The 24,712-nt window shown below is 37.4% G+C and carries 28 protein-coding genes; 27 read left to right on the top strand and 1 reads right to left on the bottom strand.

Annotation, left to right across the window (positions count from 1 at the left end; all coding sequences use genetic code 11):
- Positions 1-45 precede the first annotated feature (45 nt).
- From ACQ2HE_RS19270 to ACQ2HE_RS19140, 27 genes are all read left to right on the top strand, one after another.
- Positions 46-1,116, top strand: coding sequence for a PorP/SprF family type IX secretion system membrane protein (locus tag ACQ2HE_RS19270; protein WP_430899050.1), 1,071 nt, complete (start codon positions 46-48; stop codon positions 1,114-1,116).
- Positions 1,117-1,528: 412 nt separating this feature from the next.
- Complete coding sequence (locus ACQ2HE_RS19265; RefSeq protein WP_430899052.1) at positions 1,529-3,058, top strand: S10 family peptidase; 1,530 nt, start codon at positions 1,529-1,531, stop codon at positions 3,056-3,058.
- 1,191 nt (positions 3,059-4,249) lie between these two features.
- Positions 4,250-5,419 carry a tyrosine-type recombinase/integrase gene (locus ACQ2HE_RS19260; RefSeq protein WP_430899054.1) on the top strand — a complete coding sequence of 390 codons (1,170 nt, stop codon included), beginning with the start codon at positions 4,250-4,252 and terminating at the stop codon, positions 5,417-5,419.
- Between the two features lie 255 nt (positions 5,420-5,674).
- Positions 5,675-6,046 (top strand): ArsR/SmtB family transcription factor, encoded by a 372-nt coding sequence (locus ACQ2HE_RS19255; protein ID WP_430899056.1) that lies wholly within the window; start codon positions 5,675-5,677, stop codon positions 6,044-6,046.
- The gene (gene merTP / locus ACQ2HE_RS19250) at positions 6,043-6,660 is read left to right on the top strand and encodes a mercuric transport protein MerTP (protein WP_430899058.1); all 618 of its coding nucleotides are present in this window, start codon (positions 6,043-6,045) and stop codon (positions 6,658-6,660) included. The genes ACQ2HE_RS19255 and merTP overlap by 4 nt, the downstream gene beginning before the upstream one ends.
- Positions 6,660-6,872, top strand: a complete 213-nt coding sequence (locus tag ACQ2HE_RS19245) for a GDCCVxC domain-containing (seleno)protein (protein WP_430899060.1) — start codon at positions 6,660-6,662, stop codon at positions 6,870-6,872. The genes merTP and ACQ2HE_RS19245 overlap by 1 nt, the downstream gene beginning before the upstream one ends.
- Before the next feature lie 422 nt (positions 6,873-7,294).
- Complete coding sequence (locus ACQ2HE_RS19240; RefSeq protein WP_430899062.1) at positions 7,295-7,618, top strand: hypothetical protein; 324 nt, start codon at positions 7,295-7,297, stop codon at positions 7,616-7,618.
- 218 nt (positions 7,619-7,836) lie between these two features.
- A complete protein-coding gene (locus ACQ2HE_RS19235) occupies positions 7,837-8,271 on the top strand; it encodes a hypothetical protein (protein ID WP_430899064.1) in 435 nt (144 codons plus the stop codon).
- Between the two features lie 244 nt (positions 8,272-8,515).
- A complete protein-coding gene (locus ACQ2HE_RS19230) occupies positions 8,516-9,982 on the top strand; it encodes a ligand-binding sensor domain-containing protein (RefSeq protein WP_430899066.1) in 1,467 nt (488 codons plus the stop codon).
- A gap of 415 nt (positions 9,983-10,397) precedes the next feature.
- On the top strand, positions 10,398-11,282 hold the full coding sequence (locus tag ACQ2HE_RS19225; RefSeq protein ID WP_430899068.1) for a DUF488 domain-containing protein: 885 nt from the start codon (positions 10,398-10,400) through the stop codon (positions 11,280-11,282).
- 1 nt (position 11,283) lies between these two features.
- Positions 11,284-12,108, top strand: a complete 825-nt coding sequence (locus tag ACQ2HE_RS19220) for a hypothetical protein (protein ID WP_430899070.1) — start codon at positions 11,284-11,286, stop codon at positions 12,106-12,108.
- 205 nt (positions 12,109-12,313) lie between these two features.
- Entirely contained in the window at positions 12,314-12,904 is a 591-nt protein-coding gene (locus tag ACQ2HE_RS19215) for a hypothetical protein (RefSeq protein WP_430899072.1), read from the top strand.
- Positions 12,905-12,951: 47 nt separating this feature from the next.
- Positions 12,952-13,578, top strand: a complete 627-nt coding sequence (locus tag ACQ2HE_RS19210) for a hypothetical protein (RefSeq protein ID WP_430899074.1) — start codon at positions 12,952-12,954, stop codon at positions 13,576-13,578.
- Between the two features lie 153 nt (positions 13,579-13,731).
- Positions 13,732-14,223: a hypothetical protein gene (locus ACQ2HE_RS19205; protein WP_430899076.1), complete on the top strand. Its 492-nt coding sequence runs from the start codon at positions 13,732-13,734 to the stop codon at positions 14,221-14,223.
- 246 nt (positions 14,224-14,469) lie between these two features.
- The gene (locus tag ACQ2HE_RS19200; RefSeq protein ID WP_430899078.1) at positions 14,470-14,889 is read left to right on the top strand and encodes a hypothetical protein; all 420 of its coding nucleotides are present in this window, start codon (positions 14,470-14,472) and stop codon (positions 14,887-14,889) included.
- A 169-nt stretch (positions 14,890-15,058) separates the two neighbouring features.
- Entirely contained in the window at positions 15,059-15,541 is a 483-nt protein-coding gene (locus tag ACQ2HE_RS19195; protein ID WP_430899080.1) for a hypothetical protein, read from the top strand.
- Positions 15,542-15,575: 34 nt separating this feature from the next.
- On the top strand, positions 15,576-16,046 hold the full coding sequence (locus tag ACQ2HE_RS19190) for a hypothetical protein (RefSeq protein WP_430899082.1): 471 nt from the start codon (positions 15,576-15,578) through the stop codon (positions 16,044-16,046).
- Between the two features lie 391 nt (positions 16,047-16,437).
- Entirely contained in the window at positions 16,438-16,827 is a 390-nt protein-coding gene (locus ACQ2HE_RS19185) for an RDD family protein (protein ID WP_430899084.1), read from the top strand.
- Between the two features lie 133 nt (positions 16,828-16,960).
- Positions 16,961-17,491, top strand: coding sequence for a DUF2199 domain-containing protein (locus ACQ2HE_RS19180; protein ID WP_430899086.1), 531 nt, complete (start codon positions 16,961-16,963; stop codon positions 17,489-17,491).
- Between the two features lie 632 nt (positions 17,492-18,123).
- Complete coding sequence (locus ACQ2HE_RS19175; protein WP_430899088.1) at positions 18,124-18,921, top strand: alpha/beta hydrolase; 798 nt, start codon at positions 18,124-18,126, stop codon at positions 18,919-18,921.
- Positions 18,922-18,976: 55 nt separating this feature from the next.
- On the top strand, positions 18,977-19,504 hold the full coding sequence (locus tag ACQ2HE_RS19170) for a hypothetical protein (RefSeq protein WP_430899090.1): 528 nt from the start codon (positions 18,977-18,979) through the stop codon (positions 19,502-19,504).
- Positions 19,505-19,604: 100 nt separating this feature from the next.
- Entirely contained in the window at positions 19,605-20,402 is a 798-nt protein-coding gene (locus tag ACQ2HE_RS19165; protein WP_430899092.1) for a sterol desaturase family protein, read from the top strand.
- A 34-nt stretch (positions 20,403-20,436) separates the two neighbouring features.
- Positions 20,437-20,889: a hypothetical protein gene (locus ACQ2HE_RS19160; RefSeq protein WP_430899094.1), complete on the top strand. Its 453-nt coding sequence runs from the start codon at positions 20,437-20,439 to the stop codon at positions 20,887-20,889.
- Positions 20,890-22,210: 1,321 nt separating this feature from the next.
- Complete coding sequence (locus ACQ2HE_RS19155; RefSeq protein ID WP_430899096.1) at positions 22,211-22,471, top strand: hypothetical protein; 261 nt, start codon at positions 22,211-22,213, stop codon at positions 22,469-22,471.
- A gap of 7 nt (positions 22,472-22,478) precedes the next feature.
- Entirely contained in the window at positions 22,479-22,832 is a 354-nt protein-coding gene (locus ACQ2HE_RS19925; RefSeq protein ID WP_472846344.1) for an FEKKY domain-containing protein, read from the top strand.
- Positions 22,833-22,929: 97 nt separating this feature from the next.
- The gene (locus tag ACQ2HE_RS19145) at positions 22,930-23,337 is read left to right on the top strand and encodes a hypothetical protein (RefSeq protein ID WP_430899100.1); all 408 of its coding nucleotides are present in this window, start codon (positions 22,930-22,932) and stop codon (positions 23,335-23,337) included.
- Between the two features lie 20 nt (positions 23,338-23,357).
- A complete protein-coding gene (locus tag ACQ2HE_RS19140) occupies positions 23,358-23,783 on the top strand; it encodes a hypothetical protein (protein WP_430899102.1) in 426 nt (141 codons plus the stop codon).
- A gap of 615 nt (positions 23,784-24,398) precedes the next feature.
- Here ACQ2HE_RS19140 and ACQ2HE_RS19135 read toward each other — a convergent pair.
- Positions 24,399-24,712: GIY-YIG nuclease family protein (locus tag ACQ2HE_RS19135; RefSeq protein WP_430902486.1), on the bottom strand; the 314-nt coding region annotated here is incomplete at its 5' end.

The following is a 24,712-nucleotide window of genomic DNA, read 5'->3' as shown; positions in this document are numbered from 1 at the left end:
CAGTGGCAAACCTTTCAGGGCATTTAACAGTATATTTATAAGCGCATGAACGATAACCGGAACATAAAAAGTGTGATCAAGAATTGGAGTGCTCGCATTGGAATGATGTGGGTGCTGGGCATGGTATGTTCGGTTTCAGCTACAGCGCAGGATCTGCATTTCTCACAATGGTACAATACGCCACTTGTGACGAATCCGGCGAATACCGGTTTTATCCCCGATGCAGACTATAGAATTGGTGCCAATTACCGCAATCAATGGAGCTCGATCATGAGCATTCCCTATAAAACCATGAGTATTTGGGGTGATGCGCAATTGTTCCGCGATCGCATTGAAAGTGGATGGTTGGGCGTTGGTGGCGTGATCATGCGCGATGTGGCCGGAAGCGGAAGTTTGAGTTCTACCAAAGTATACCTATCAACAGCCTATCACCAAATGTTGGGCGTAGCGCATTTGTTGAGCTTTGGTGTGAATATGGGCTGGTCGAACAAGCGCATCAACACTTCTGAATTGAAATTCCCTGACCAATTCGACGGTCAATTCTTCGACAATACTTTGCCTACCAGTGTGGTGATTGATGCACCGAATAATAACTACTTGGATGTACAGGCGGGATTGAACTATGCTTTCTTCCCCAACGATAAATTGTACATCAACGGAGGGGTTTCGATGTGGCATTTGAACAGACCCAGAGAAAGTTTCTTCACCACTGATCCGGTTGGTTTTGATAGCAGATTGCAACCGCGTTATTCTGCGTTTGTGAATGCGAGTGTGAAAGTGAGTGAATCGGTGATCGTGAATCCGATGGGGTATTATAGTAGACAAGCGGGTGCGAGTGAGATGGTGATTGGGGGCTTTGCGCAGTTTGATTTGGGAAATAGTGGAGAGAATCAGTTTTTAGCGGGGATCTATATGCGTCCGGGTGATGCGTTTATTCCTTTGGTGGGTTTGGAATGGAAGGGTGTTCGGTTGACGTTTACGTATGATGCTACTACTTCTAGCTTGAGTCAGTTTAATAATACGAGAGGTGCGTTGGAGTTTGCGTTGATGAAGAGAGGGTTTTATAGTGAGTATAATGGGGATAAGAGGCAGAGTTTGTGTCCGAGTTTCAGATAAGATGTTAGGCTTTAGGCTTTGGGTGTTAGGCTTTTTTTGACCACAGATAGCTCAAATTATACAGATTGACACAGATTAGCCTCTGATATTCAATCAGTCTGATCGCCGGCTATTTGCTCCTAAATCATAGTTTTTTTACCGCAGCGGCGCAGCGGTCGCAGCGGAAACGCAGCGCTGGCAGTCTCTCTGTATTTACTCTATTTTCCTTCTCCCCTTCCCACAACTGCCTCGCTTCGCAATTTTCAGCCTCCTTTCCGTATTCCCCCTGTTCTTCTTCCTGTTCTTTCTTGATCTCGCCGGCTGTTCAATTATTAATTATTACTTATTAATTATTAATTACCCCGGCTGTTTCATTATTAATTATTAATTCTTAATTATTAATTACCTTCCCTTTCCAACCAAAAATAGACTTATGAGAAAATTGTTGATGGTACTTGCGGTGGCAAGTCCGTATTGCTTGATGGCGCAGCCGAAGTCGGCGCCGGCTACTCCCCCAGCCCCGGTTAAGGAAGTAAAAAATGCAGGACCGGATGTGAATTTTAATCCGGATGCAGTGGTGGTGAGTGCACATGAAGTAACCATTAAAGGGCAGAAAGTGCCGTATAAGGCAACTACCGGTACCATGCCGGTGTGGAACGAAGATGGTAAGACCATTGCCGGATTGTTTTTCACTTATTACGAAAGAACGGATGTAAAAGATAAAACCACAAGACCTATTGTGGTGAGTTTTAACGGTGGACCGGGATCGGCATCGGTGTGGATGCACATCGCTTATACGGGACCGGTGGTATTGAATATTGATGACGAGGGCAATCCAATTCAACCTTATGGATTCAAAGACAATCCCAATTCCATTTTAGATGTAGCCGACATTGTGTATGTAGATCCCGTGAATACGGGTTTCTCGCGCATTGTAGACAAGAATACGCCCCGTTCTACTTTCTTTGGTGTGAATGCCGATGTGAAGTATTTGGCGGAGTGGATCAATACTTTTATGAGCAGGTACAATAGATGGGCTTCTCCCAAGTATTTGATTGGTGAAAGTTATGGAACCACGCGGGTATCGGGATTGGCGTTGGAATTGCAGGAAAGTCAGTGGATGTATTTTAACGGCGTGGTATTGGTATCGCCTACCGATTTAGGTTTAACGAGAAGTCCGCAGCAAGCAACCGCCCTGAGATGGCCTTATTTCGCGGCGACGGCCTGGTATCATAAGAAATTACCGGCCGATTTGCAATCGAAGGATTTGACGGCTATGCTACCGGAGGTAGAGAAATTTGCGATGGGAGAATTGTTGGTGGGCATCAATAAAGGCAGTTTGATCACTGATGCCGAGCGCAAGGATTTGGCGAAGAAGATGGCGCGTTATTCGGGACTATCGGAAGAAGTAATATTGCAAAACAACTTTGATGTATCCACGCAATTGTTCTGGAAAGAGTTGTTGAGAGCGGAGGGCTATACGGTGGGTAGATTGGATTCAAGATATAAGGGCATTGACAAGAAGGATGCGGGTGATCGTCCGGATTTCAACTCGGAGTTGACCAGTTGGTTGCATTCCTTCACTCCTCCCATTAATATGTATTTACGAGAGGAATTGGGGTACAAAACGGATCTGAAGTACAATATGTTTGGTCCGGTGCACCCTTGGGACAACAGCAACAACACTACGGGAGAGAATTTGGGCAAGGCGATGCGTTCGAATCCGTATTTGCATGTAATGGTGCAATCGGGTTATTACGACGGTGCCTGTGACTATTTCAATGCGCAGTACAATATGTGGCAGATCGATCCATCGGGTAAGTTGACCAGCAGGATCAGCTTTAAGGGCTACCGAAGCGGTCATATGATGTATTTGAGAAGAGAGGATTTGGTAAGCAGCAATGAGGATTTGAGGGAGTTTATTCGGAAGAGTGCGAGTGGGGGGAAAGCAGCGAAATACTGATTAGGTGTTAGGCGTTAGGTGTTAGGCTTTAGGTGTTAGGCGTTAGGCGTTAGGCTTTAGGTGTTAGGTTTTGATCGCTGCGCGATTGGGGAATAAAAAATATGAAAGAGTAAGACGGCTGAGAGGCCGTCTTTTTTTTGTTGTAGTGGTGGTGTATCCGTTGCTTCCGCTGCGAAACCGCTGCGTTCGCTGCGCTGGTTCCTGAGCCAACCGAAAGTTGAGTCGAAGGACGCCGCGGTAAAGAAAACACAGTACAAATAGAGGTTAAGGGAAAAATAAACCTATCAAATAGTAAGTCATTCCCACTTAGCGCCCCTTCTCTACCTCCGTGAAACTTTGCGACTTTAGCAGCAGCGCAGCTGCGCCAAGCCTAAAGCCTAAAGCCTAATGCCCAATGCCTCAACCTTGATACCTGACCGAAAAGAACCCACCCCACCCCTACCAAACATTAACAAATCCCCATCAAAAAATCTCGTGTATACGACCTTGTGGTTATTAGGTAAATAAGTATATTTAGGGAACAAACCGAGTCCGAGGAGTGATCTTTACCTTCTCTTCAGGGACCGGTGTGTACATACCTAGCCGGTCTGAATTACAAAAACACATTTTCCTTCAAATCGGCTTACTAATTGAATATGAGTAGGTTATGATGTAATGTTGTAACTGAGAGGCACGAAGTGCGGGAAGACAGGAACGAGGAAGCGAGGAAGCGAGGAGACGAGGAGACGAGGAGACGAGGAAATACAAAGAAAGAAGAGGGGGAGGAACAGGGGGAGTTAATTAAGAACTAAGAAGTAAGAATTAAGAATTGAACAGCCGGGGCAATTAATAATTAATAAGTAATAATTAATAATGAAACAGCCGGCGAGATCAAGAAAGAACAGGGGGAATACAGGAAGGAGGATAAGAGGAAACGAGGGTGAGGAGGTAGACTATCCATCCTGTAAATCCTTTAATCTTGTAAATCCTGATCGCTGTCAGGTTGATTGAATATTGGAGGCTAATCTGTGGAAATCTGTTGTAATCTGGAGTATCTGTGGCAAAAAAAGGGAGGAAGGAAGTAGAAATTTATGAAGCGTAGCGGAGGACAGAGCAAATACTAAAGTTTGATATATGGTTAATAACAGGTTGTAAATTGATGAAAACACCATGAGTATGTAAGATAGGCGAGCTAGCTTTCGGGGCAAAAACGTGAAAGAAGTTCGCATTAAAGTAATGGATCATCGGGGTGCAAGATGCATTGGGATCTATTTTGAGAACTATAGTAGTTTAAATGGATTGCTGCGGAAAAAAATGGGTGCAAGGTGGAGTCAGACTCATAAATGTTGGTATGTAGGATTTAGCGAATCGAACTTACAAAGATTGCATCATTTGTTAAAGGAAGCGGGGTGTATTATCATTGAGGAGCAATTGGGAAAGGCAGGTGGAATGAGCAGGGAGTTGTCTGAGAAAACGGAAAGGGGTGCAGGTTATACGTTAGATCGAATCTACGACGTTAATAAGCAGGTGTTGGAAGATGTGCGTCAGCATTTGATTTTAAAGGCCTACAGTCCTTCTACCATACGCACCTACTTAAATGAGCTGCATGCATTTTTAGGAACCATAAAAGATCGTGATGCGCGAAGTTTTACGCCGGATCGGATCAAGGCATATCTCCAATATTGTTTTGAGAAGTTGAATCTATCGGAAAATACATTGCATAGTAGAATAAATGCTTTAAAGTTTTACTATGAGCAGGTATTGAAACGAGAGAAATTCTTTTGGGAGATTCCACGACCCAAAAAGCCATTACAATTACCTAAATTGTTGAACGAAGATGAGTTAACGCGTTTGTTCAATGCGTTACAGAATAAAAAGCACAAGGCTATGTTGTTTACAGCCTATTCGGCAGGATTGCGGGTAAGCGAAGTAGTGGCATTAGAACTATCGGATATTGACAGCAAGCGAATGCAGATGCATATTCGGAATGCAAAGGGTAAAAAAGACCGGTATGTAAATTTAAGTCCGGTTTTGTTAGACATTTTACGTCGCTATATTCAAGAGTGTGAGCCGAAGCCTAGAAAGTATTTGTTTGAATCTAGTCAGACCGGTAGCTCCTACCCTACTCGAACTATTCAGCAAGTGTTTTCGAATGCAAAGCAGAAGGCGGGCATCAGCAAATCGGTGGGTATTCACAGTTTGCGGCACAGTTTTGCAACTCATTTGTTGGATAAAGGTGTAGACATTCGGTATATCAAGGATTTATTAGGTCATTTTGACATCAGAACAACGGAGCGGTATTTACATGTAAGCAAAAAGAGCTTGGTAAACATTGTTAGTCCGTTTGATGATTTGTGGAAGAGTAACGAGATAGACTGGTGAATTGTACTAACAAACAATAAATTTTGTATATCACTAACCATATAGGAATCAAACACTTAGTTGTATAACAATTTTATGTGGGGATTCATATATTTACGTGTTAGCTGCAACCCTGTTGGACACTTCCCGTTTACTAATTGGACATTTTTTTCGACACTTCAAAACAGCTTTGTAACCTGTCTGACAATTTTGTATTTAAGTATTTGCTTAAATAAGTAATCTTTCCTACATTTGCCACAACAAAAAAATTTGACAATGGCAAACGACACTTGCATACGGTTACAGGCGGACATAGAACAAATTAAAAGTTGCCGTGAAAAATTAAAGACAAACTCAAAATCTTTTTTGCAGTTGGGGCAAGTTCTTGCTTTGGCAGGCAACGAAGTGCGGCTAAAAATAATGTTTCTACTTGAAGAAGAAAATGAACTTTGCCCTTGCGACCTAAGCGACATTTTAGGAATGAGCATTCCAGCTATATCGCAACATCTACGCAAACTAAAAGACGGAAACATCATTGAAGCCAGAAAAGTAGGGCAAACTATTTTCTATTCTTTACGCAGCGAACATTTAAAAACTTTAAGACCGTTTTTTAAAATTATTAATCAACAAAATTTGGCGACAGTATGACAACGAAAACAAAAAATAGTAAAGGTTGGGTTGCAGGTCTGTTGGCAGCAGTTGCTGCTTCGCTTTGTTGCATAACACCAGTTTTAGCTTTCTTAGGTGGTGCAAGTGGACTTGCTTCCTCGTTTTCGTGGATTGAACCTTTTCGTCCATATTTAATCGGTTTGACTGTTGCCGTTTTTGCGTTTGCGTGGTATCAAAAATTAAAACCAAAAAAACAAGTTGACTGCGACTGTGAAGCAGACAACAAAAAATCATTTTGGCAATCAAAATCATTTTTAGCAATCGTTACAGTGCTTGCAGGACTGGTAATTGCATTTCCTTACTATGCAAAAGTATTTTATCCAAAGCCACAGGAAGCAAAGGTTATTATTGTTGACAAAAGCAACATACAGACAGCAGAATTTAAAATAAAAGGTATGACCTGCGAAGGCTGCACAGAACATATAAATAGCGAACTTTCAAAAACATCGGGAGTGATTGAGTTCAATACTTCTTACGAAAAGGGCAACAGCCTTGTAAAGTTTGACAACAGTAAAACTTCCGTTGATAGCCTTGTATCCGTCATTAATAAAACTGGTTATAAAGTAACTTCTCAATCTGTAATCAACAACTAATGGAAAAAACTATCATACTTCAATCTGTTATTACTTGCCCCGTTTGTGGACACAGACAAGAAGAAACAATGCCAACAGATGCTTGTCAGTATTTTTATGAGTGTTCAAATTGTAAGACACGACTTAAACCAAAAGAAGGCGACTGTTGTGTTTATTGCAGTTACGGAACAGTAAAGTGTCCGCCTATTCAATTGGGCAAATCTTGTTGCTGACAGAGAAGGGTATGCAGCTAACAGGGGGTTTGCTGCTATGCTGGCTGACGAATATATTCTCATCTTTTTGTTCGCTATCAGCAGCAGTTCCAGCCGACGTAATTCTATTTAGCTTTTTGTTGTTAACTTCATCTTCATATTTTCAATCATCAGCGGTTCGGGGCTGGACGTTCAATGAATACCAGCACAGCAGCAAGCCCTGGCCGTTAGCTGCAATACATATGCGTCGAAAAATCTACATATTATACCTATTGATTATAAGCTTTTCTAGTGTTTACGGACAGTCAGCGATGTCCTACAGAACTTACTACGTACATCAACAAACATGTTATTATATCGGAACGAAAGAGATTGACTACTTGCTACATTTTAAGAATGATTCGACCGTTATATATATTATTTATTCCACTGATTATAAAAGCATGTATCAGACTGTGCTTAAGGAAACATATGAAGGCAAGTATAGCATTACAGGAGACACATTGTCTGTTATTTTAACATCATATATTTCCAAACAAAATAGACTAGGTCTAAAAGGAAAAAGCCAGATACCCGAAAAATTGCCTATAGCAATTAACAAGTCAGTTAACTATATAATTTCAGAAAAGCGTATTGACGCATTGAATTCCGTTTTTCCTTCATTAAAGTTGAGTCAGTATAGTATTTATTTGGACTTAGTAGCAAAATTTGAAGATTGGAAGGATAAAAAGGATCCTACTAGTGCAGAATTGGGACATTCGAAATAAATGTGCAGCCAACACCGGGTTTTGCGTTATGGCGGCGGACGCCTAAACCTGATCGCCAGTAATTCTAATCATCTTTAAACCAGGGCTGGGCTGAGGATCCCTGAATACCGCCACGAACGCAAAGCCCCGGCCGTAAGCTGCAATTTTGAGAGACTCCATAATTCATAAAGCACATTCCATAATAGCGACAGATATAAAAAAGCATTTTAAACTGACATATGAAAACCTTATTCCTGTTACCAACTCTACTCTTTTCGCTTTTATCTTTTGGACAAAGCGAAAAAAAAACTTTATTGAAATTTGACGGATACTATCAAACTGACTGTTATATAGAAAAAGGTGACGACGAGAGAACCCAAGATTATTTAAGATTTTATTCAGACGGAAAAGTAATTAATGTTGGTACAGACTGTGAAGGAAGTATAAACGACCTAAAAAATTGGTTTAATATTAGTGCTGAGCAAGTCGGTAAGGGTGACTTTGAGATTAAAGGCAGAAGAATATCTTTTTCAACTAAAAGCAAGACTGGAATTGTAAAGTATAGAGGACGGATAAAAAAAGACGGTGAGATTAAGTTAAAATGGAAAAGTCTTATAAATGGTAGCCGCGGACACAACAGTTATAAATTTATCGCAGTGACAGGCTTGACCTAAACTGCAGCTTACATGGGGTTTTGCGCATACTGGGGCGGACGAACAGTGTCTTTCAACTTTCCCAGCTCTGGGCAGCAGTGGTTCGGGCGGACACTTAAACTTCAACTTCAGAATTAATCATTAACTTCAAATCATTAATCGGCATTTGCAAGCCGGGGCGGACACAGCAACATTTCCCCAGCAGCGCAAAGCCCTGACCGTTCGCCACAATATTGAAGCGACCCTTCAAAAACTAACATAACTAATGAAAAAATCGATTTTTATTTTACTGATTGCATTTGCATCGAACTTAACTGCACAAAACTTATTTCCTGTAAAATTAGACAACTGTATAACTGAAAGATTTTGCCTTGATTGCGGAGATATAAAGGCAGGGTATGACGAAACCGAGTTTTTAAAACTACAAGACAAACTAAACAAGGAATTAAACTTACAAGGAATAAAAGGTGCTGTAAAATTTCAAGTACTTGTTGATGCAAAAGGTCTGGCTTGTGTCTTAAGTCATACTGACCAATCAAACAATCCAATTACATTGAAAATCATTGAAGAACTTAACAAGTTCAAAAAATGGACACCTGCAGTAACAAGCGGAAAGAAAGAAGAAAAATCTTCTATGAATTTAATTTTCGTAATCAACGACAATAAAATTTCCGGGCAGATTGAACGGGTTGATATGACCGCTTTCAAAAATTCGTTCGACAATCCGAGAAGTCCAGAAATTTTCAATAAATCCTATGTTTACAAAAATGAAAATTTAAAAAATTACAAAATAACCGTTTGGAACTCTAATAACTCAAATCTTCCTAACAATATGAATGACAATATTGCAATAGACAAAAGCGGATTTATCTGGCTTACTGTAGATGAAGGTTTAGTGACCTTTGACGGTAAAGAATTTAAAAATGCCGAACAAAACATCACAGACAAGGGCAAATATTTCGCCTACTACGCATTAGCGTCAGACAACAATGATGTGAAATGGGTTTACGGAAAAAACAATATTTATAGTTTTGACAATACAAAATGGACAAAGTATGACTCAACCGAGATAGGAATTGATGGAGCATATGAAATTATTAATAACCCAAAAACAAATGAACTATTCTTCTGCTCTGACGAGGGCTTGACTATATATAAAGACGGAAAATGGACTAACCTAAATAAAAGCAAACTCAAAGACTTGCCCTCAAATAGAGTAACGTTTGCAAAAAGAGATTCAAAAAACAGAATTTGGATCGGCACGTTTAGTGGAACAGCAGTGATTGATGAAAGCAATCAAGTAACAAATTTTGAAAATACAAAAAAAACTGTTTTGAAAGGAAAGTGTATTACTTCAATGGATGAAGACGAAAACGGAAATCTTTACTTTACTCTTTACGAGTTCGACAGAAAAGAAAAAGGTAAAGTAAACAATGATGAGGGTATTGCAATTCGCTACACAGACGGAACATTCAAACAATTTACAACAGACAATTCAGGAATGCCATTTAATCACACAAATTGCGTTCTATATGACAAAAATGAAAAAGTTCTTTGGATTTCGACTGACAGAGCCGGTTTAGTTAGATATAACTTAAAAGATGGTTGGGAAAACTATCACAATGAAAATTCTGATATTCCAACATCCTACATTTCTACTATGACTTTTGATGACAAGGGGAATTTATATTTAGCGACACGACAAGGATTAGTAAAAATTGAGCGAAAATAAAAATACTGCTGCCAACAAAAGTAGTTGCAAAAGCAGGGCTGGACATTGTAACATCAGCTATGTGCAAGCATCAGCAGTGGCTCGGGATTGACTTTCAATGTTCAGCTTTAGTTCTTAAATTCAACAACAAATTTTCAAATGGGTCTCGCCTTGGGCGAGATGCCGCGAAGGACAATCAATGAATTCCCTGCCTTCGCAAATACTCAAACGTCGGGCTTCATTTAAAAAGTCATCATACTCACAAAGACACTTTCAACTGCCAAAGCTTGGGTACGCCTACACCACGACCGCAGCAAGGCCCGAAAGCTACGGGCAATACCCACGCAACACCCATCAGACAAACAAAAACTTGGACAAATGATGAAATTTAACTAAATGCCATAGCAAGTCAAGTCAAATTTACTACCTTTACCGAATGTTTTATAGACGAAAAGTTATATTAGCCTTGTTGCAAATTTTTGAAGGAACGATTGATAAAATCAGCCTACAAAAATTGCTTTACCTTTTTACAAAACATCAGGCTAAACCCGAATACGATTTTATTCCATATAAATACGGTTGTTATTCGTATTCCGCTAATGCAGACTTAACGGCTATGGTAAAAAAAGGAATGTTGAGCGAAACAACAAGCCATTTTACTTGTAACGAAACAACAAATTATTTCAACACACTAAAATCTGACGATAAAAAGTTGATGTTGTATGTAAAAGACCAATACGGAAAAATGAATGCTGATGCTTTGATGAAGCACACTTATTTAAACTTTCCATACACGGCTATAAACAGTATAAAAGCAAAGGAAATTTTAACGACAGAACAACTTGATAAAGTAAATAGCAGTCGTCCAAAAAACAACAAAACTGTTTTGTTTACTATTGGCTACGAAGGTATTTCGTTAGAGGAATACTTAAATCGTTTGCTTAAAAATGATGTAAAAGTTTTAGTTGATGTTCGTAACAATCCGTTAAGTATGAAATATGGATTTAGCAAAAATCAATTAAAACGCTATTGCAACAGTTTGGGAATTGAGTATGCACATTACCCTGAAGTTGGTATACAATCCGAACAACGACAAGAATTAAATACACAAGACGATTATGATAAATTATTTGCTGTTTATTGCGAAAACAACTTGACGAAAACAAGATCTTCGCAAGAGAAAATTTTAAACTTGCTGAAAGAAAGAAAACGCATTGCTTTAACTTGTTTTGAAGCGAATATATGCCAATGCCATCGCAAACATTTAGCGGAAGCCATTGAGAACCTGCCTGATTTTGAATACGAAGTAACACATATTTAAAATGGCAAAGACAAAAGTTTTAATCACGGTAAAAACCTACCCTGCAATTTCAAGCAAATATGATGAATTAGTTTGTACGGCAGGTTTTCTTGAAGACGGAAGTTGGATTAGAATTTATCCTATTCAATTCCGTAAAAAATCATTTGAGGAACAATACAAAAAATACGATTGGATAGAAATTGACCTTGTGAAAAACACAAGCGATTTTAGAAAAGAAAGTTTTAGACCTGTTTCTTATGATACGGAAATTAAGATTTTAGACCATTTAGACACAAGAAGCAATTGGTTGCTACGCAAAGAAATTGTGTTTAAAAACAAAATCTATGCTGATATTGAAGAACTTATTGCAGAAGCCAAAAATCGGGAAATAATGACTTCTCTTGCTGTCTTTAAGCCAACAGAAATTGTCGATTTCACTATTGAGCAAGTAGAAAGGGAATGGGATAAAACGAAACTCGAAAAACTAAAACAAGACAGAAGCAGTAATTTATTTGCTCAAGAAGATGAAGATTTGTTTGAAGTTGTTAGAAAGCTACCTTATAAATTTTCTTATGTTTTGCGTGATTGCAATGGAAAACAAAGCAAAATGATGATTGAAGATTGGGAAATAGGGCAACTTTATTGGAATTGTCTTTCTCGACACGAAGGCAACGAAGAAAAAGCAGTTGAAGATGTGAAGAAAAAATACTTTGACGACTTTGCAAAAACAAAAGATTTGCATTTATTTCTAGGAACATCACAAATTCATCATTTAACCGGTAAGAATCCGTTTATGATTATCGGCACTTTTCACCCGAAGATTGAAACTCAAACTTCATTGTTCTGATAACGAATGGCAAGAAGTACTGCCCATAACAAGGTATTGCCAAAAGCGGGCTAAACTGCTTCTATTGGGCATTTGTGTAAGGTTCAACAGTAGTAATTCTAATAAACTTTAGTGCAAAAATTCCCTGCCATCGGCAACACTTGTTCGTTGTATGCATCCTTAAAGAAACATGCAGTATCAATTCATCATTTAACAATACATATTTATGACAAGGCCCTTATTAATTTTGTCATTCTTAATTGCGACTAATGCTTGCTTTTCTCAAACACGACCTGAGGACAATGTTAAGCATATAAACTTACCAGCTTACTTGATTGAACTTGAACAATTTTCAGGTAGAGATTCAATAATACACATAGATTCAACTTACGGTTTTCAAATAACAATTCCAAAGTGGTGGCATATTAGGGAGACACCTCTAAATTTATTTGGAGGAACATTTCCAGCAGTTGACTCAATAGAAAATGCTTTACTTTTTAAAAACTTCAAAAAAGACGACTTCAAAAGTTTATCAGACTTTGAAAATTGGGTAGTTAAAGATTATAGTATGGGACAATCGCCAAAATGGAGTTCTCAACATAAAATGCTTCTTAAAAAAGAGTTGACAGACTTTAAATATTTAGGTAACGCTTACAAAGTACAATTACTTAGAGGAAACAAAATTTATGACTGTTGCTATATAATTACAGAGACCAGTACATCGTATGTCTGGATAGACTTTACAGCAACAAATACAACCTATCCTAAAAACTTTGACAAGTTCAAAGAAATTGTAAGCCTTTACAAAAAATTATAGAGAAAGGCAGCATACATCAAGGGACTTGCTACAAATTTATGACCTGCATGTCTAAGGCATATATATTGGGAATAATACCTCTTCTTATAGCGGTATGTTCATTCGGACAACTGGGAGCAGAGGACTATGTCATTTATGGTAGCATTATTCGAACAGAGATAAGAGACAGCAGTAGTTTGGCCGTTATTTTGAGAAATGGTATTGATAGTTTGGAAAAGAGTGTTCAAACAAGAGTAACAATTCAACAACTTAATTCATCAAATTTAAGTGATAGGCAGCAGGTATACATGTGGACAGAGAACAGAAACGGGCAGAGACCAACGGTTATAGATAGTAGCTTGACAAAGTTGCTTGCGAACTTCTATGGAAGTAATAATGAAAAGGTTGTAATAAACAATAATTTTAGCCACGAACATAATACTTTAGTTGTTAAAAGATTTCCTATTAGACAAAAGCATATTCAACAAGATTGGATTGCATTTTATGAGAGATACCCTAATGCGGCTGGTATTTTCTCGTTTTCAAGAATCAATTATTATTTGGGCAATACTACCGCGATTGTATGTTATTGGGTTAAAAGAAACGGCTTAAATGGACATGGCGCGTTAGCCGTTTTGAAGAAAAGTAGTGACACTTGGGAGGTAGAATACAAAATTTACCTATGGCACAATTGAGCCTGACAGCAGCTTACACCGGTTTTTGCGTCATGCTTGCAGATGCTTAAACCTGATCGTCAGTAATTCTAATCATCTTTATACCGGGCTGGCTGAGGTTCCCTGAAACCGTCACGAACGTAAAGCTTCAGCGGTTAGCCACAAAATAAATATATGGATGACGTAAGACCTTATAGAGAAAATATTTCAACATTCGTTTCTGCTATTGAAAATCGACTGGTGAAAACGATTTTGTTTGATATTGATAGAGAACCGAAGTTCGATTTATCTTCAATCCCTTTTCATTTTCTCTACACTATCCAAATTCAGCTTGATACAGAAGATTCTACTTATAGATTATTCACGTCGCAAACGAATATTGGTCTCGATACATTTTGGGCAGATAAAAACACCGCCGGAGTTGACAGAACACTCGAAGAGTTGAAGGTAAACTCAAATGTAAAAGTTGTATCAGTTGGTGTTGACCATGGCTACGTGTATAAGATACATTTACAGTTTAACTCACAACATTTAATATTGATAACTGGTAATATAAACGAGAATTTTGATGGTAGTTTTACTTATAAAAAACAGGATGAAATAATACTGGCTTTTAAAGACATTGAAAGTGCCGAGATTTTTGAACGATTGGCGGAGTGCCGCTAAGAATCAATATTCTAAAATGCCGGTTTTAGTTTATACCTTCAACTCTCAATCTTTGATAAACCAGAGTTGCGGGCTAAAGTAATATAGAACATCAACACAAAAAAAACTGGAAGGCGATTCGCCACTATGCACTATTCACTAAACATAAATTTTTTGAAAATTGTTATACCCTTTTTTCTGTTTGGTATTAACAAGAGTTTTTTACAGCACGTCCAGAAGCCAAACCATCAAAGTAATTTCACACTATTGAATACAGCTAACAAAATTGACTCATCACCATCTATATTATGTATTGACAGCTTGAAACTCGGACAGGATTATTTTATAAATGTTCAATCAAACGGCTGCTTTCATCAAAGCAATCTTAGTCTTGTTATTTCAAAAGAAACAAACGGCTACTTTGCATGTTTTAAAATGAAAGGAAATATTGAAAATAAAAATGTAAATACCACATTAAAGAAGATAAAACTTGGTGACTATCAAATTGACTCGGTGCGTAATTTCGAAAGACAGCTAATCTCTGTTTCTGCTTCACATTTTATTTGTACAACTGTAGACGTTTACACACTTTCAATAGATAAATTGAGCAAGATATATACAGTAAATAATTGTGATTGGAAAGGGATTGGAAAATTAGTTGGAATTCTATTTCATAACACAAATTAGCAGCATACAACATTAGGGTTTATGCAACTTGCGTACAATAAGAGTACTTTAGCCAATTAAAAATCCAATCTGCGGTTCAGGTAGGACATACCATCTTCAATATTATATCCTAATTTCAACACCGGCTTTACCATCACGAAACTAAAGCCGGAATAGGTCTGAACAGGTTATGGGTGAACGAACCACAAGTGACAATCTCTATAAAGTCCCTGCCGTAAGCCCTAAAAAGATGCCACAAACAACAGAAAATACCAAAAAGACATCAGCTGACTTTACCCGCTACTTTCATTTTCTGACAAAAGAGTATGGGTTGAAAATGGTGATGGAAAGCTATTCAATTACCGGCGGAGATAGGTATGTAAGAGTTTTAAGAAACCAATTTATACAAGTTGAATTAGAAGGCAACCAAAGCTATTTTCACGCAGAAATAAGACGGCTTATAGACGACGAGCTACGCCCCTACTCTGATGCAGATAACAATATAAGTTTTGAAGATTTAGCCGTCCTATTAACCAATAACCATTATGACCACTATGATTTTTATCCCGCATCTGTAGGGTGGCCAAAGGTTCTAGAAAATACGGCTGAACTCTTCAAAAAATCAGCAGAGCTATTTACAACCAACAAATGGATAGACACAAAAAGAATCTAACAATACAGATGTCTCAAACAATAATCACTAATTCATGAAGCATTTTTCAACCGCCTTTTTAGCAGTGTGTGCCATTCTCTTTGGATGTAAAGAATATCCTTGCACCGAAGCAGTTACAAATATTGCATTCATTTCTTTTCCTGTAGATGAAACCGATACAATTCTCGTTAAAAAATACGAAAAGGCTTCAAACTTTACAATCCTCATCGAATCGTTTTCTATTAATCAGACTAATAGCAACTATTGCAGATACAATGATACATTGCAGGTAAGCTATTCGTTCGGTCTAGACAATGGCTTCTTAAGTAAATATGACTATAAAATTGAATTACCAAAAGTGAACAGACAATATCTTATAACAGAAATCACCGAAGAATATCGGAGTATCAGGACCGGTCTTTCAATGGATAAAATTGGTTGTATAAATTTTATTAAATCGTACCAAGTAAATGGGCAAGTGATCAGCGGTGCAAATAATTATTATACTTTCTACTTCAAAAAATAAACCATTACAAAACATTGGAATTATGCAAATTTGGGGTATCTATCCTTCCCTATTGATGAGTGAGTATAGAACTTATTTTGAAATATCAGGTAAATTTAAAGATTGGAAAAGCAAAGACATTCTTGGTCTCAGAATACTTTAAAATCAGAAGTAGATGGGGAGTCTACCCAAGATATTGTGTAATGGCAACTGTCGTCAAAAATAAATCATAGAATATATAATCTCTTTTAAAACAGGCTATACAGCTGATAAGGTTTGTTGCAAGAGACAAAAAACATATATTACAGGCGGGTAATATAGTTAACTTATAAATAAATATTCAGCTCCCACAAATCAATCTGCTAACAGAAATGCCTGAATAATCTTTCTAAACTCAAAAAAGACAAAATTAATGAAAGAAGAATATCCCCTTTTAACTGACAGAATTCAATCAACATTTATAGACACAATTTTAATTGTTTTATTAATGTTCATCTCCGGAAGTATTTTGGACAGGTACGAAAATGTACCCGACTGGGTAAAAATATCAGTATTTGCCGGACTATTTATTGTATACGAGCCTGTTTGTATGACATTTGGTTCTACTTTAGGAAACTATTTGAAAGGTATTAGAGTAAGAAAGGATTCAGACTCAACTAAGCGAATCAATCTACTTCAGGCAATTGTGAGATATCCCATCAAGTTTTTTTTGGGTTGGATTTCTTTCTTAACTATTCACAGTAATCCAAAAAAAAGAGCGATACATGACTTAGTTGCTGGAAGCGTAATGATTAAAATTTGAACTAGTATTCAATAGAAGATACTCGCTTACTATTACAAAAACAAGAACACAATGGCATCGTGATGACTTGTTGTATATTCGGATTTAGATGAAAACTCAAAAACAAATTAATAAACAATTGTAATTTTTATGGATGCCCAAACAATTAAAAATGACATTCACCTGCTCCGTTTGTGGACAAACACATCAAGAGTTGCCAGCAATTGTATATGAAGCCCCTTACTACTATTATAACCTATCTGAACAAGAAAGAATTGAACTGGCTGTACTTACCCATGATTTTTGTATAATACAATATTCCGATCAAACTGACCGCTTTATAAGAGTGGTGTTAAACCAAAAAATCATCGGTTCAGAAGAGACACTGCAATACGGCGTATGGGTTTCGTTAAGCGAAAAGAGTTACAATGATTATGCAGCACATTTTAAGTCACCAGACTATATAGCCAGCTACTTTGGGTATTTAAGTAATCAATTGCCAGGATACGAAAGCACCCTTTCAATAAAAACAACTGTAGAAACGGCAATCAATAATAACAGACCTGAAATTTTTCCACATGATGATCAAATGGATGATCCGTTTGTACGTGACTATTATGAAGGAATAACACGAGAAGAAGCCGAAAGACGGATACATGCAGCTTATGGTATGGAAATTAAATAGACCATATCTAAACCAGATACAACAAAGCAGTTCCAACCAATTTCAATACCCAATCATTAAATAGGATATGCCACCTGAAGAACGAACGATTAGTATAAGAATGAAGGGATTCTTTCTTCTTTCAATTTGCGCACTAGTGTCTTTTTTATTTGCCACCTCCACCGACATGTCCCATCAAGAACTTGGCGCAATGATTAATTACATCTATCCGCTTGCAATCGGTGCCGCAAGCCTACTCATCTTTCTGCTTATTACGTTGGTAATTTCGAACAAAATAGTCCAACGATTAATTCTTGGAATATTATGCGCATACAATTTTTATATCGGATTGGCATTGTATCTTCAGAAAGAATACTGGCCTTTGGTTATACCCTAGTAAACAATTCAAGTTAGGAACAACCATCTTATGAGCTCAAATGAATTCGCAATTTTGGCCCCATCAAAAATAGATTAATCAGATTTTAGGTAGTCTTGCCGACACAGTCTAGGATCCTCAATATACGATTGCCAAATCACGATATTACATAACAAAAGGTAGGCAAATATCCGAGATCAATAACAAACCCATTAAAGGCGAATACTTTCGTTATCAAATAACTAATCCAGATCATCTATTCAAGACATCAACACCAATGAAAAAACTAGTAATCAAATCAATTAAATTCATTGTTGGCCTATACGTACTTGCATGTGTACTTCTTTATTTTAGCCAGGAAAAACTCATCTTTTTTCCCGAAAAAATAGCCTCTGATTATAAGTACTCTTTTGAGCAAAATTTCGAAGAACTCAGCATTAAAACTAAAGACAGTTCAATTCTCAATGCCCTTCTCTTTAAATCAGATAGTTCAAAGGGTGTCATCTTCTATTTACACGGCAATGCAGGTTCTATTGCCTCTTGGGGTGAGGTTGCTAACACCTATACCGCAATGCATTACGATGTTTTTATGCCTGACTACCGAGGTTTCGGGAAAAGTGAAGGAACGATCAATGGACAGGACCAATTCTTTCAAGACATCCAAACCGCTTATGACAAACTCAAAACAATATACCGAGAAGATAAAATCATCGTATTGGGGTATTCAATAGGAACCGGTCCGGCAGCAAAAATTGCCTCTACCAATCATCCAAAACTTCTGATTTTACAAGCCCCTTATTATAGTCTAACAGATATGATGAAACACAGATTCCCAATTATTCCAACTTTCATCTTAAAGTATAAGTTTGAAACCAATGAATTCATCAAAAACTGCCAGGCGCCAATTGTCATATTTCATGGAGATCAGGATGAAGTAATCTATTATGGCTCATCCTTAAACCTTCAGAAAGAATTCAAAACAACCGACACATTGATAACACTTCGAGGGCAAGGGCATAACGGAATGACCGATAATCCGGATTATAAAAACCAAATTGAAAGATTTCTTAGGTAATCAATTCGCCTCAAATATTCGTATTTTCAAACCTTGCGAGTTAAAATTCTTCTATATGCGAGCAGTTGTACTAGTATTATTCTATCTATGCATATCATTTTCGCTTTGGGCTCAAACAGAAAAGCAGGCTGAATGCCTTGAAAGCATCCAAAAGGCCACCGCTAAAATTGAATTTCCGAGATATGAAGGCAAGGTAACTATCAATAATGATACAATTCATTTTGATAGAAGTATGATCATCTTAACAAACTCAGAATCAGAAGCCTTTCAAATATTCAAAAACGGGCTTTTAGCCCCCTCTATTATTACTAGCGCAAGTACGAGGCCAGATCGATCGTTCAAAACAAATTCTATCGAATACATCGGTAAAATGTTAATCAGTAACTTTCATCGCATTTACTTTCCAAATCAAAACGATTCAGCAAGGATCTATACATTTCTGCTTTGGAATGAAGGAGTAGCCAATCCTCTATTGTATATTCTAAAACTGAAGGATGATGAAACGCGAAGCTCAAACGGTAAAGTCGACTTTATAAAAGGAGCGAAAATTGAAGCATTTGGCTTCTGCTCAGTCCTGATTTAGCTTCATTCATTACTAGAAGCAGTAATGATAGAATATCCGAGCGAACTCAAACTAATTTTTTACATTAAGTTATTGCTGGAATTCTAAATATAAATAAATTATGCAACAAGTTGTAGACCTAATAATAAGAGAGTTTAAAAACAATTTAAACTTATTTGTATTATTAAGTATCTTCTTTGCTATTGAAACTATCTGGCCTTATTTTAAATTCAAACAAAACAGGTCCATACATACATTCAGAAATTTAGGGGTGCTTCTTTTCTATTTAGTTGTGACAACACCTATAAATTATATTGCAACAGCTTGGTATGGATGCATTGATACCGAGAAATTCGGTTTGCTACATCAATTTGCGCTTCCATCCTTTCTAAGAATTGGAATTGGCCTCTTATTAATGGATTGTGGGGATTACTTTTATCACCGAATCTCCCACAGATCAAACTTCATATGGCGATTTCATAAAATTCACCACAGTGATCTTGATGTAGATTCAACTACCGCATTTCGATTTCATCCAATTGACAATATTGGACTAGTTATGATGGAAATGTTCACTGCATTGATTTTTGGGTACGGATCTGACACAATAGCTATCTACTTCTTGATTTATCTTCCATTGCTCTTCGTACAGCATGCTAACTTCAGATTTCCTGATAAAATAGAACGCATTTTTGAAACTATTTTTGCAACGTCCAATTTTCATCGAATTCACCACTCCTACCCACAACATTATACAGACTCAAATTATGGAGCAGTCTTTAGTTTCTGGGATAGACTTTTTCGTACCTACCAAAAAGCAGACCCAAAGAATATTCATTATGGCCTCGAAGACTCACAAACCGACGATCAACAATCACTTACACACTTGATTACCGGACCATTTAAAAGTTCAAGATAAGATAAGATTGTTTATCATCTAATACAAACTATTCATGAACACATTCAAACCAGACAGTAGGCTTCAAAAGCAAAGTGAACTCAAATATTGGCTTGAGTATCTTGTTTTATTGGGAATAGTTGTACTAGTATCAAACTATGTCTTTATGTTAACAACAGAAAAAATAGCACTCTTACTATCAGTACTTCTCCTAATAAGAATTGCAGATAGAATTACTCAATACTATGTAAGCCAAATTGAAATAGATAAAGAAGAGGCCAACATAAAGATTGTTCTAGAGAGTATCCTTTCAGGGACTAAAGTCAGGGAATACGAATTTAATAAGATAAAAATAGAACTTGTAGAACATTCAGGGCTAAGAAAATATACAGGATCTCCTTTCGAACTGCTGATAACTGTTGAATCTGGCGGACTTTATAAAATCGGCAATCGGTATGGCTATAATATTAATACTTTGAAGGAGATTGAAAGGGCTGTGAGAATGTAACAGTGAAGTTTTGAGTTGTTTAGTTTTAAAGTTCTTAAGTTGATACATTATTGACACATGGTACTCAAGTTCACGCAAGAATTCCCAAAGCACAAATTCAAACCGGTATCTTTTGTAATGCCCAAACTCAAAACCTAAACAACTAAATCACTCAAAAAATCACCAACGAGTTTAGTAAAAAAAATAGCTTCATTGGCGCTTCGACTCTAACAATGCGTTTTGAGGTCCCTTTCTATTAATTGCGAAGTTATTTAGTTTTTAAGTTATTACACTATTGACGCATGGTACTCATCTTCAGGCAAAAATACCCAAAAGAACAAATTCAAACCGGTGTCTTGCGCAAAGCCCAAACTCAAAAACCAAACAACTCAATCACTCAATAACTCACCAATGAGTTTAGTGAAAAAAAACCTTTAAAAAGCGCCTATTCCATAACAACGCGTTTTGAGGTCCCTCTCTCGCTGCGGCTGCTTCGCAGCCTCGCTCGTTCGGGATGACGGGATTTTCTTATTACAACCCAGATTTCTCGCATCCTTCTTCAGGCCTGCGGCCTTGCGAAGAATGCTCGAAATTGCTTCGGACATCGTTGTCGGCAGAGTTAGACGAATGGTACATTAAAGAATGAAATTATATTGACTTGATAAAGACGTGTGCAGCGAATCAATATCGAGCGATAGCGAGAAATCTGGGTTATTTCCTCCCTAGTTTGTCATTCCGAACGAGCATTTTTTGCAAAGCAAAAAGCGCAGAGAGGAACCTAGAAATGGGTTTAGTAGAAAGACGCCGGTTTTGAAGCACTAAAGCTACATGGTATTAAGTAATTTAGTTGCTTAGTTTTTAAGTTGCTTCACCATTGACTCAAAGAGACACTTTGCTGACCAATTGGCGCCATGACAAAACAAATGACTGTTTATGGGAAAGCGGAGCATCAGTATTCTACCAAATAAAACAAGACAGTTTGAAAATCTCGTGCACTTCTATGCCTGATACAACAAAGAAGCGATTCCCGCCAATACTGTTTATAAAAATCGAAGGAGCAATGCTCACAGAACTTAAATCAAAAGCTTATTATACAATAAAAGCTGTGAACTAAATTTTCCATATTATGTTGGCTTAGCAACTCAATTTTGCTAATTTTCCAACCAGAATCAATTCAAAAAAATATATGTACAAGTGTAGTATCCTCCTTCAGTTTATCCTTCTATTAACCTGCACCTCCGCACTGGCTCAAGAATCCGAAACAAAAAAGAAGTTAATCGGGAATTGGATCTATTCTGGCCTCGAGTACAAGGGTCCAATAAATGAGGAAACCATGCAAGAAATGGAAAAGGCTAACAAACAAAATAAGAATTTGGTAGTAACCTTCAATGCTGATGGAACTTATCTAATCTGGAATAAAACCGAAGGGAAAAATGAGCCGTATGCAGAAGGCAAAGTAGAACTAACCAGAAAAGGTAAACACCTAAAAATCGAAGGACTGGAGGGCGATATTGAACAACTAGACACTGAAGTATTAAAACTAAGTGCACCGGAAAAGCCATTGATGGTTTTTAAAAAGTACGAGCCGAAACTAAAATCTTAGCACTAACATGAAAAGGGGACCATTATTAAGCCTAACAATCTTGCTTCTAGTGCAAGCACTTACTACGAGAGCCCAGTATTTTCAACAAAATAAACCAAATTTTTCGAAGGATTTATTAAACAATACCCTTCGCTTTTTCTCAGTTGGAGGACCTGATCCGGTAGCTTTTAGCAAGAGGGACAGTTTATTTGAAAAAAAGTATTGCGTGAAATATGTCCTATTTGGTTGTGAACCAGACTATGAACATGAAGCCATGTCCGAATATAACAGAAAAGTAGAACGTTATTTAGATCGTAGGTTTGGTAAGAAATGGAGACTAGAATTAAGGGGCAATGTGGTTGGGATCGTGAATGAAAAATAAGCGAATTAAAATGATTAGTATAAAAAGATTATTTGTTCACGAATTAACCAATCCTCCAGCAGTAAAGTAAAGAAAATTAGTTTCGAATGAACCAAATATGAAATTTCTCTTTAAAATATCATTGCCCATCTATCGAACGGTACTGTTACAAGCCATTCCACTGTTTTTGCTGGGCAAGCTATTGATTTATGCAGCCGGTCATAATCCACACGACGCCCCGGGGGAATACTCGCTCTACGTTTTTATTATCATAACTAATATTGTACTCTACCTATATTCAAATGCGAGAAAACAAGACAACAATGTGTCACTCAAACTGTTTGCATGCGCAGTAATTTTAGTAATTACTTGTACACTAGCAACTTTCTATGAACTTTACGATAACCCATTCATCCTTAAATGTATACAGAGCGAGGAACTAGTGGCTTCAATTCTACTAGCATTGTTTGCAATCATAGGAATCATTGTAATTTCAGGCATGATTCGTGAAAGAAAGAGTTTATAAAGTAATTAGATAAAGTCGAAATGAAACACATATTATTACTAGTAGCCCTTTCCATTCATCTTACTATTCTTGCTTGTGACTGCGACCAACCGACGCCATCAGTAAAAAGCAAATTGAATAATTCCAAAGCTGTTTTCACCGGAACAATAATTAGCAGCAAAAAATCAAACTTTAAAGACACTCTAACAGGAAAGAGCTATAACGAATTCTTTATAAGTGTGCACACAACAATTAAGGGAGATAGCACTAAAAAAGAAATGGTTGTATTGACTGAGGAAAGTGATTGCGGGATATTCTTAAAAATAGGAGAACCCTATTTAATTTATGCCTTCGAAACAAGCCAAAAGGGACCTCTCTTTATAGTACAATGCCATGCTAATTGTCCCCCACTCTCTTCTGAAATGGCCAAGAAAGATTTAGAAGAAATAAAAAGACTCAAAAAATAGCTGGTGGAAAAAAGTAACCTTGGAGAATCAATCAACTTGATGGATAAATCACCCACAGCCATACATTTTGGCTAGTTGTGTTTTCTTCGTATTAAAGAGTTTCAAACACTTGTAGCATGATACTCATCTTCACGCAAAAAAGCCCAAAAGAACAAATTCATGCCGGTATCTTTTTGTAGTGCCAAACTCAAAAACCAAACAACTAAACCACTCAAAAACTCACCAACGAGTTTAGTGAAAAAAAATCCCTTTAAAAAGCGCCTATTTCATAACAACGCGTTTTGAGGTCCCTCTCTCGCTGCGGCTGCTTCGCAGCCTCGCTCGTTCGGGATGACGGGGTTGTATAATAAACACCCAGATTTCTCGCATCCTTCTTCAGGCCTGCGGCCTTGCGAAGAATGCTCGAAATTCGCACCAAAAACAACTCCGAAACAAAGACGAGCTTATCTCTGTAATGAAATTATTTGGCGATCAGCTGCTCCTTAATATGTCAGGATTCAAAAAACGCCATTTCGGANTTCAGGCCTGCGGCCTTGCGAAGAATGCTCGAAATTCGCACCAAAAACAACTCCGAAACAAAGACGAGCTTATCTCTGTAATGAAATTATTTGGCGATCAGCTGCTCCTTAATATGTCAGGATTCAAAAAACGCCATTTCGGATTCTTCGAAGCAATCAACTGTTCTTTCTTTTCTCGTCGCCATTTTTTGAGTTCCTTTTCTCTTAAGATAGCGTCTTTTATTGATGCAAATTCTTCATAATAAATCAACTGATAACAGTTGTATTTTACAGTAAAGCTATTTTGTCCACCTCGTTCTTCAATGTGTTCAGTTAATCGCCGTTTCAAATCATTGGTTAAACCAATGTAGAGAACTGTCTTACCAGGATTTGTCAGAATATAAACATAAAACATACGCCTATTTTTAACTA

Origin of the sequence: Endoryza foliicola (genome assembly GCF_050589245.1) — a bacterium.
GTDB lineage: Bacteria > Bacteroidota > Bacteroidia > Chitinophagales > Chitinophagaceae > Endoryza > Endoryza foliicola.
Note: the sequence above shows the minus strand (reverse complement) of the source record. Positions and strands in the feature narration are given on the sequence as shown.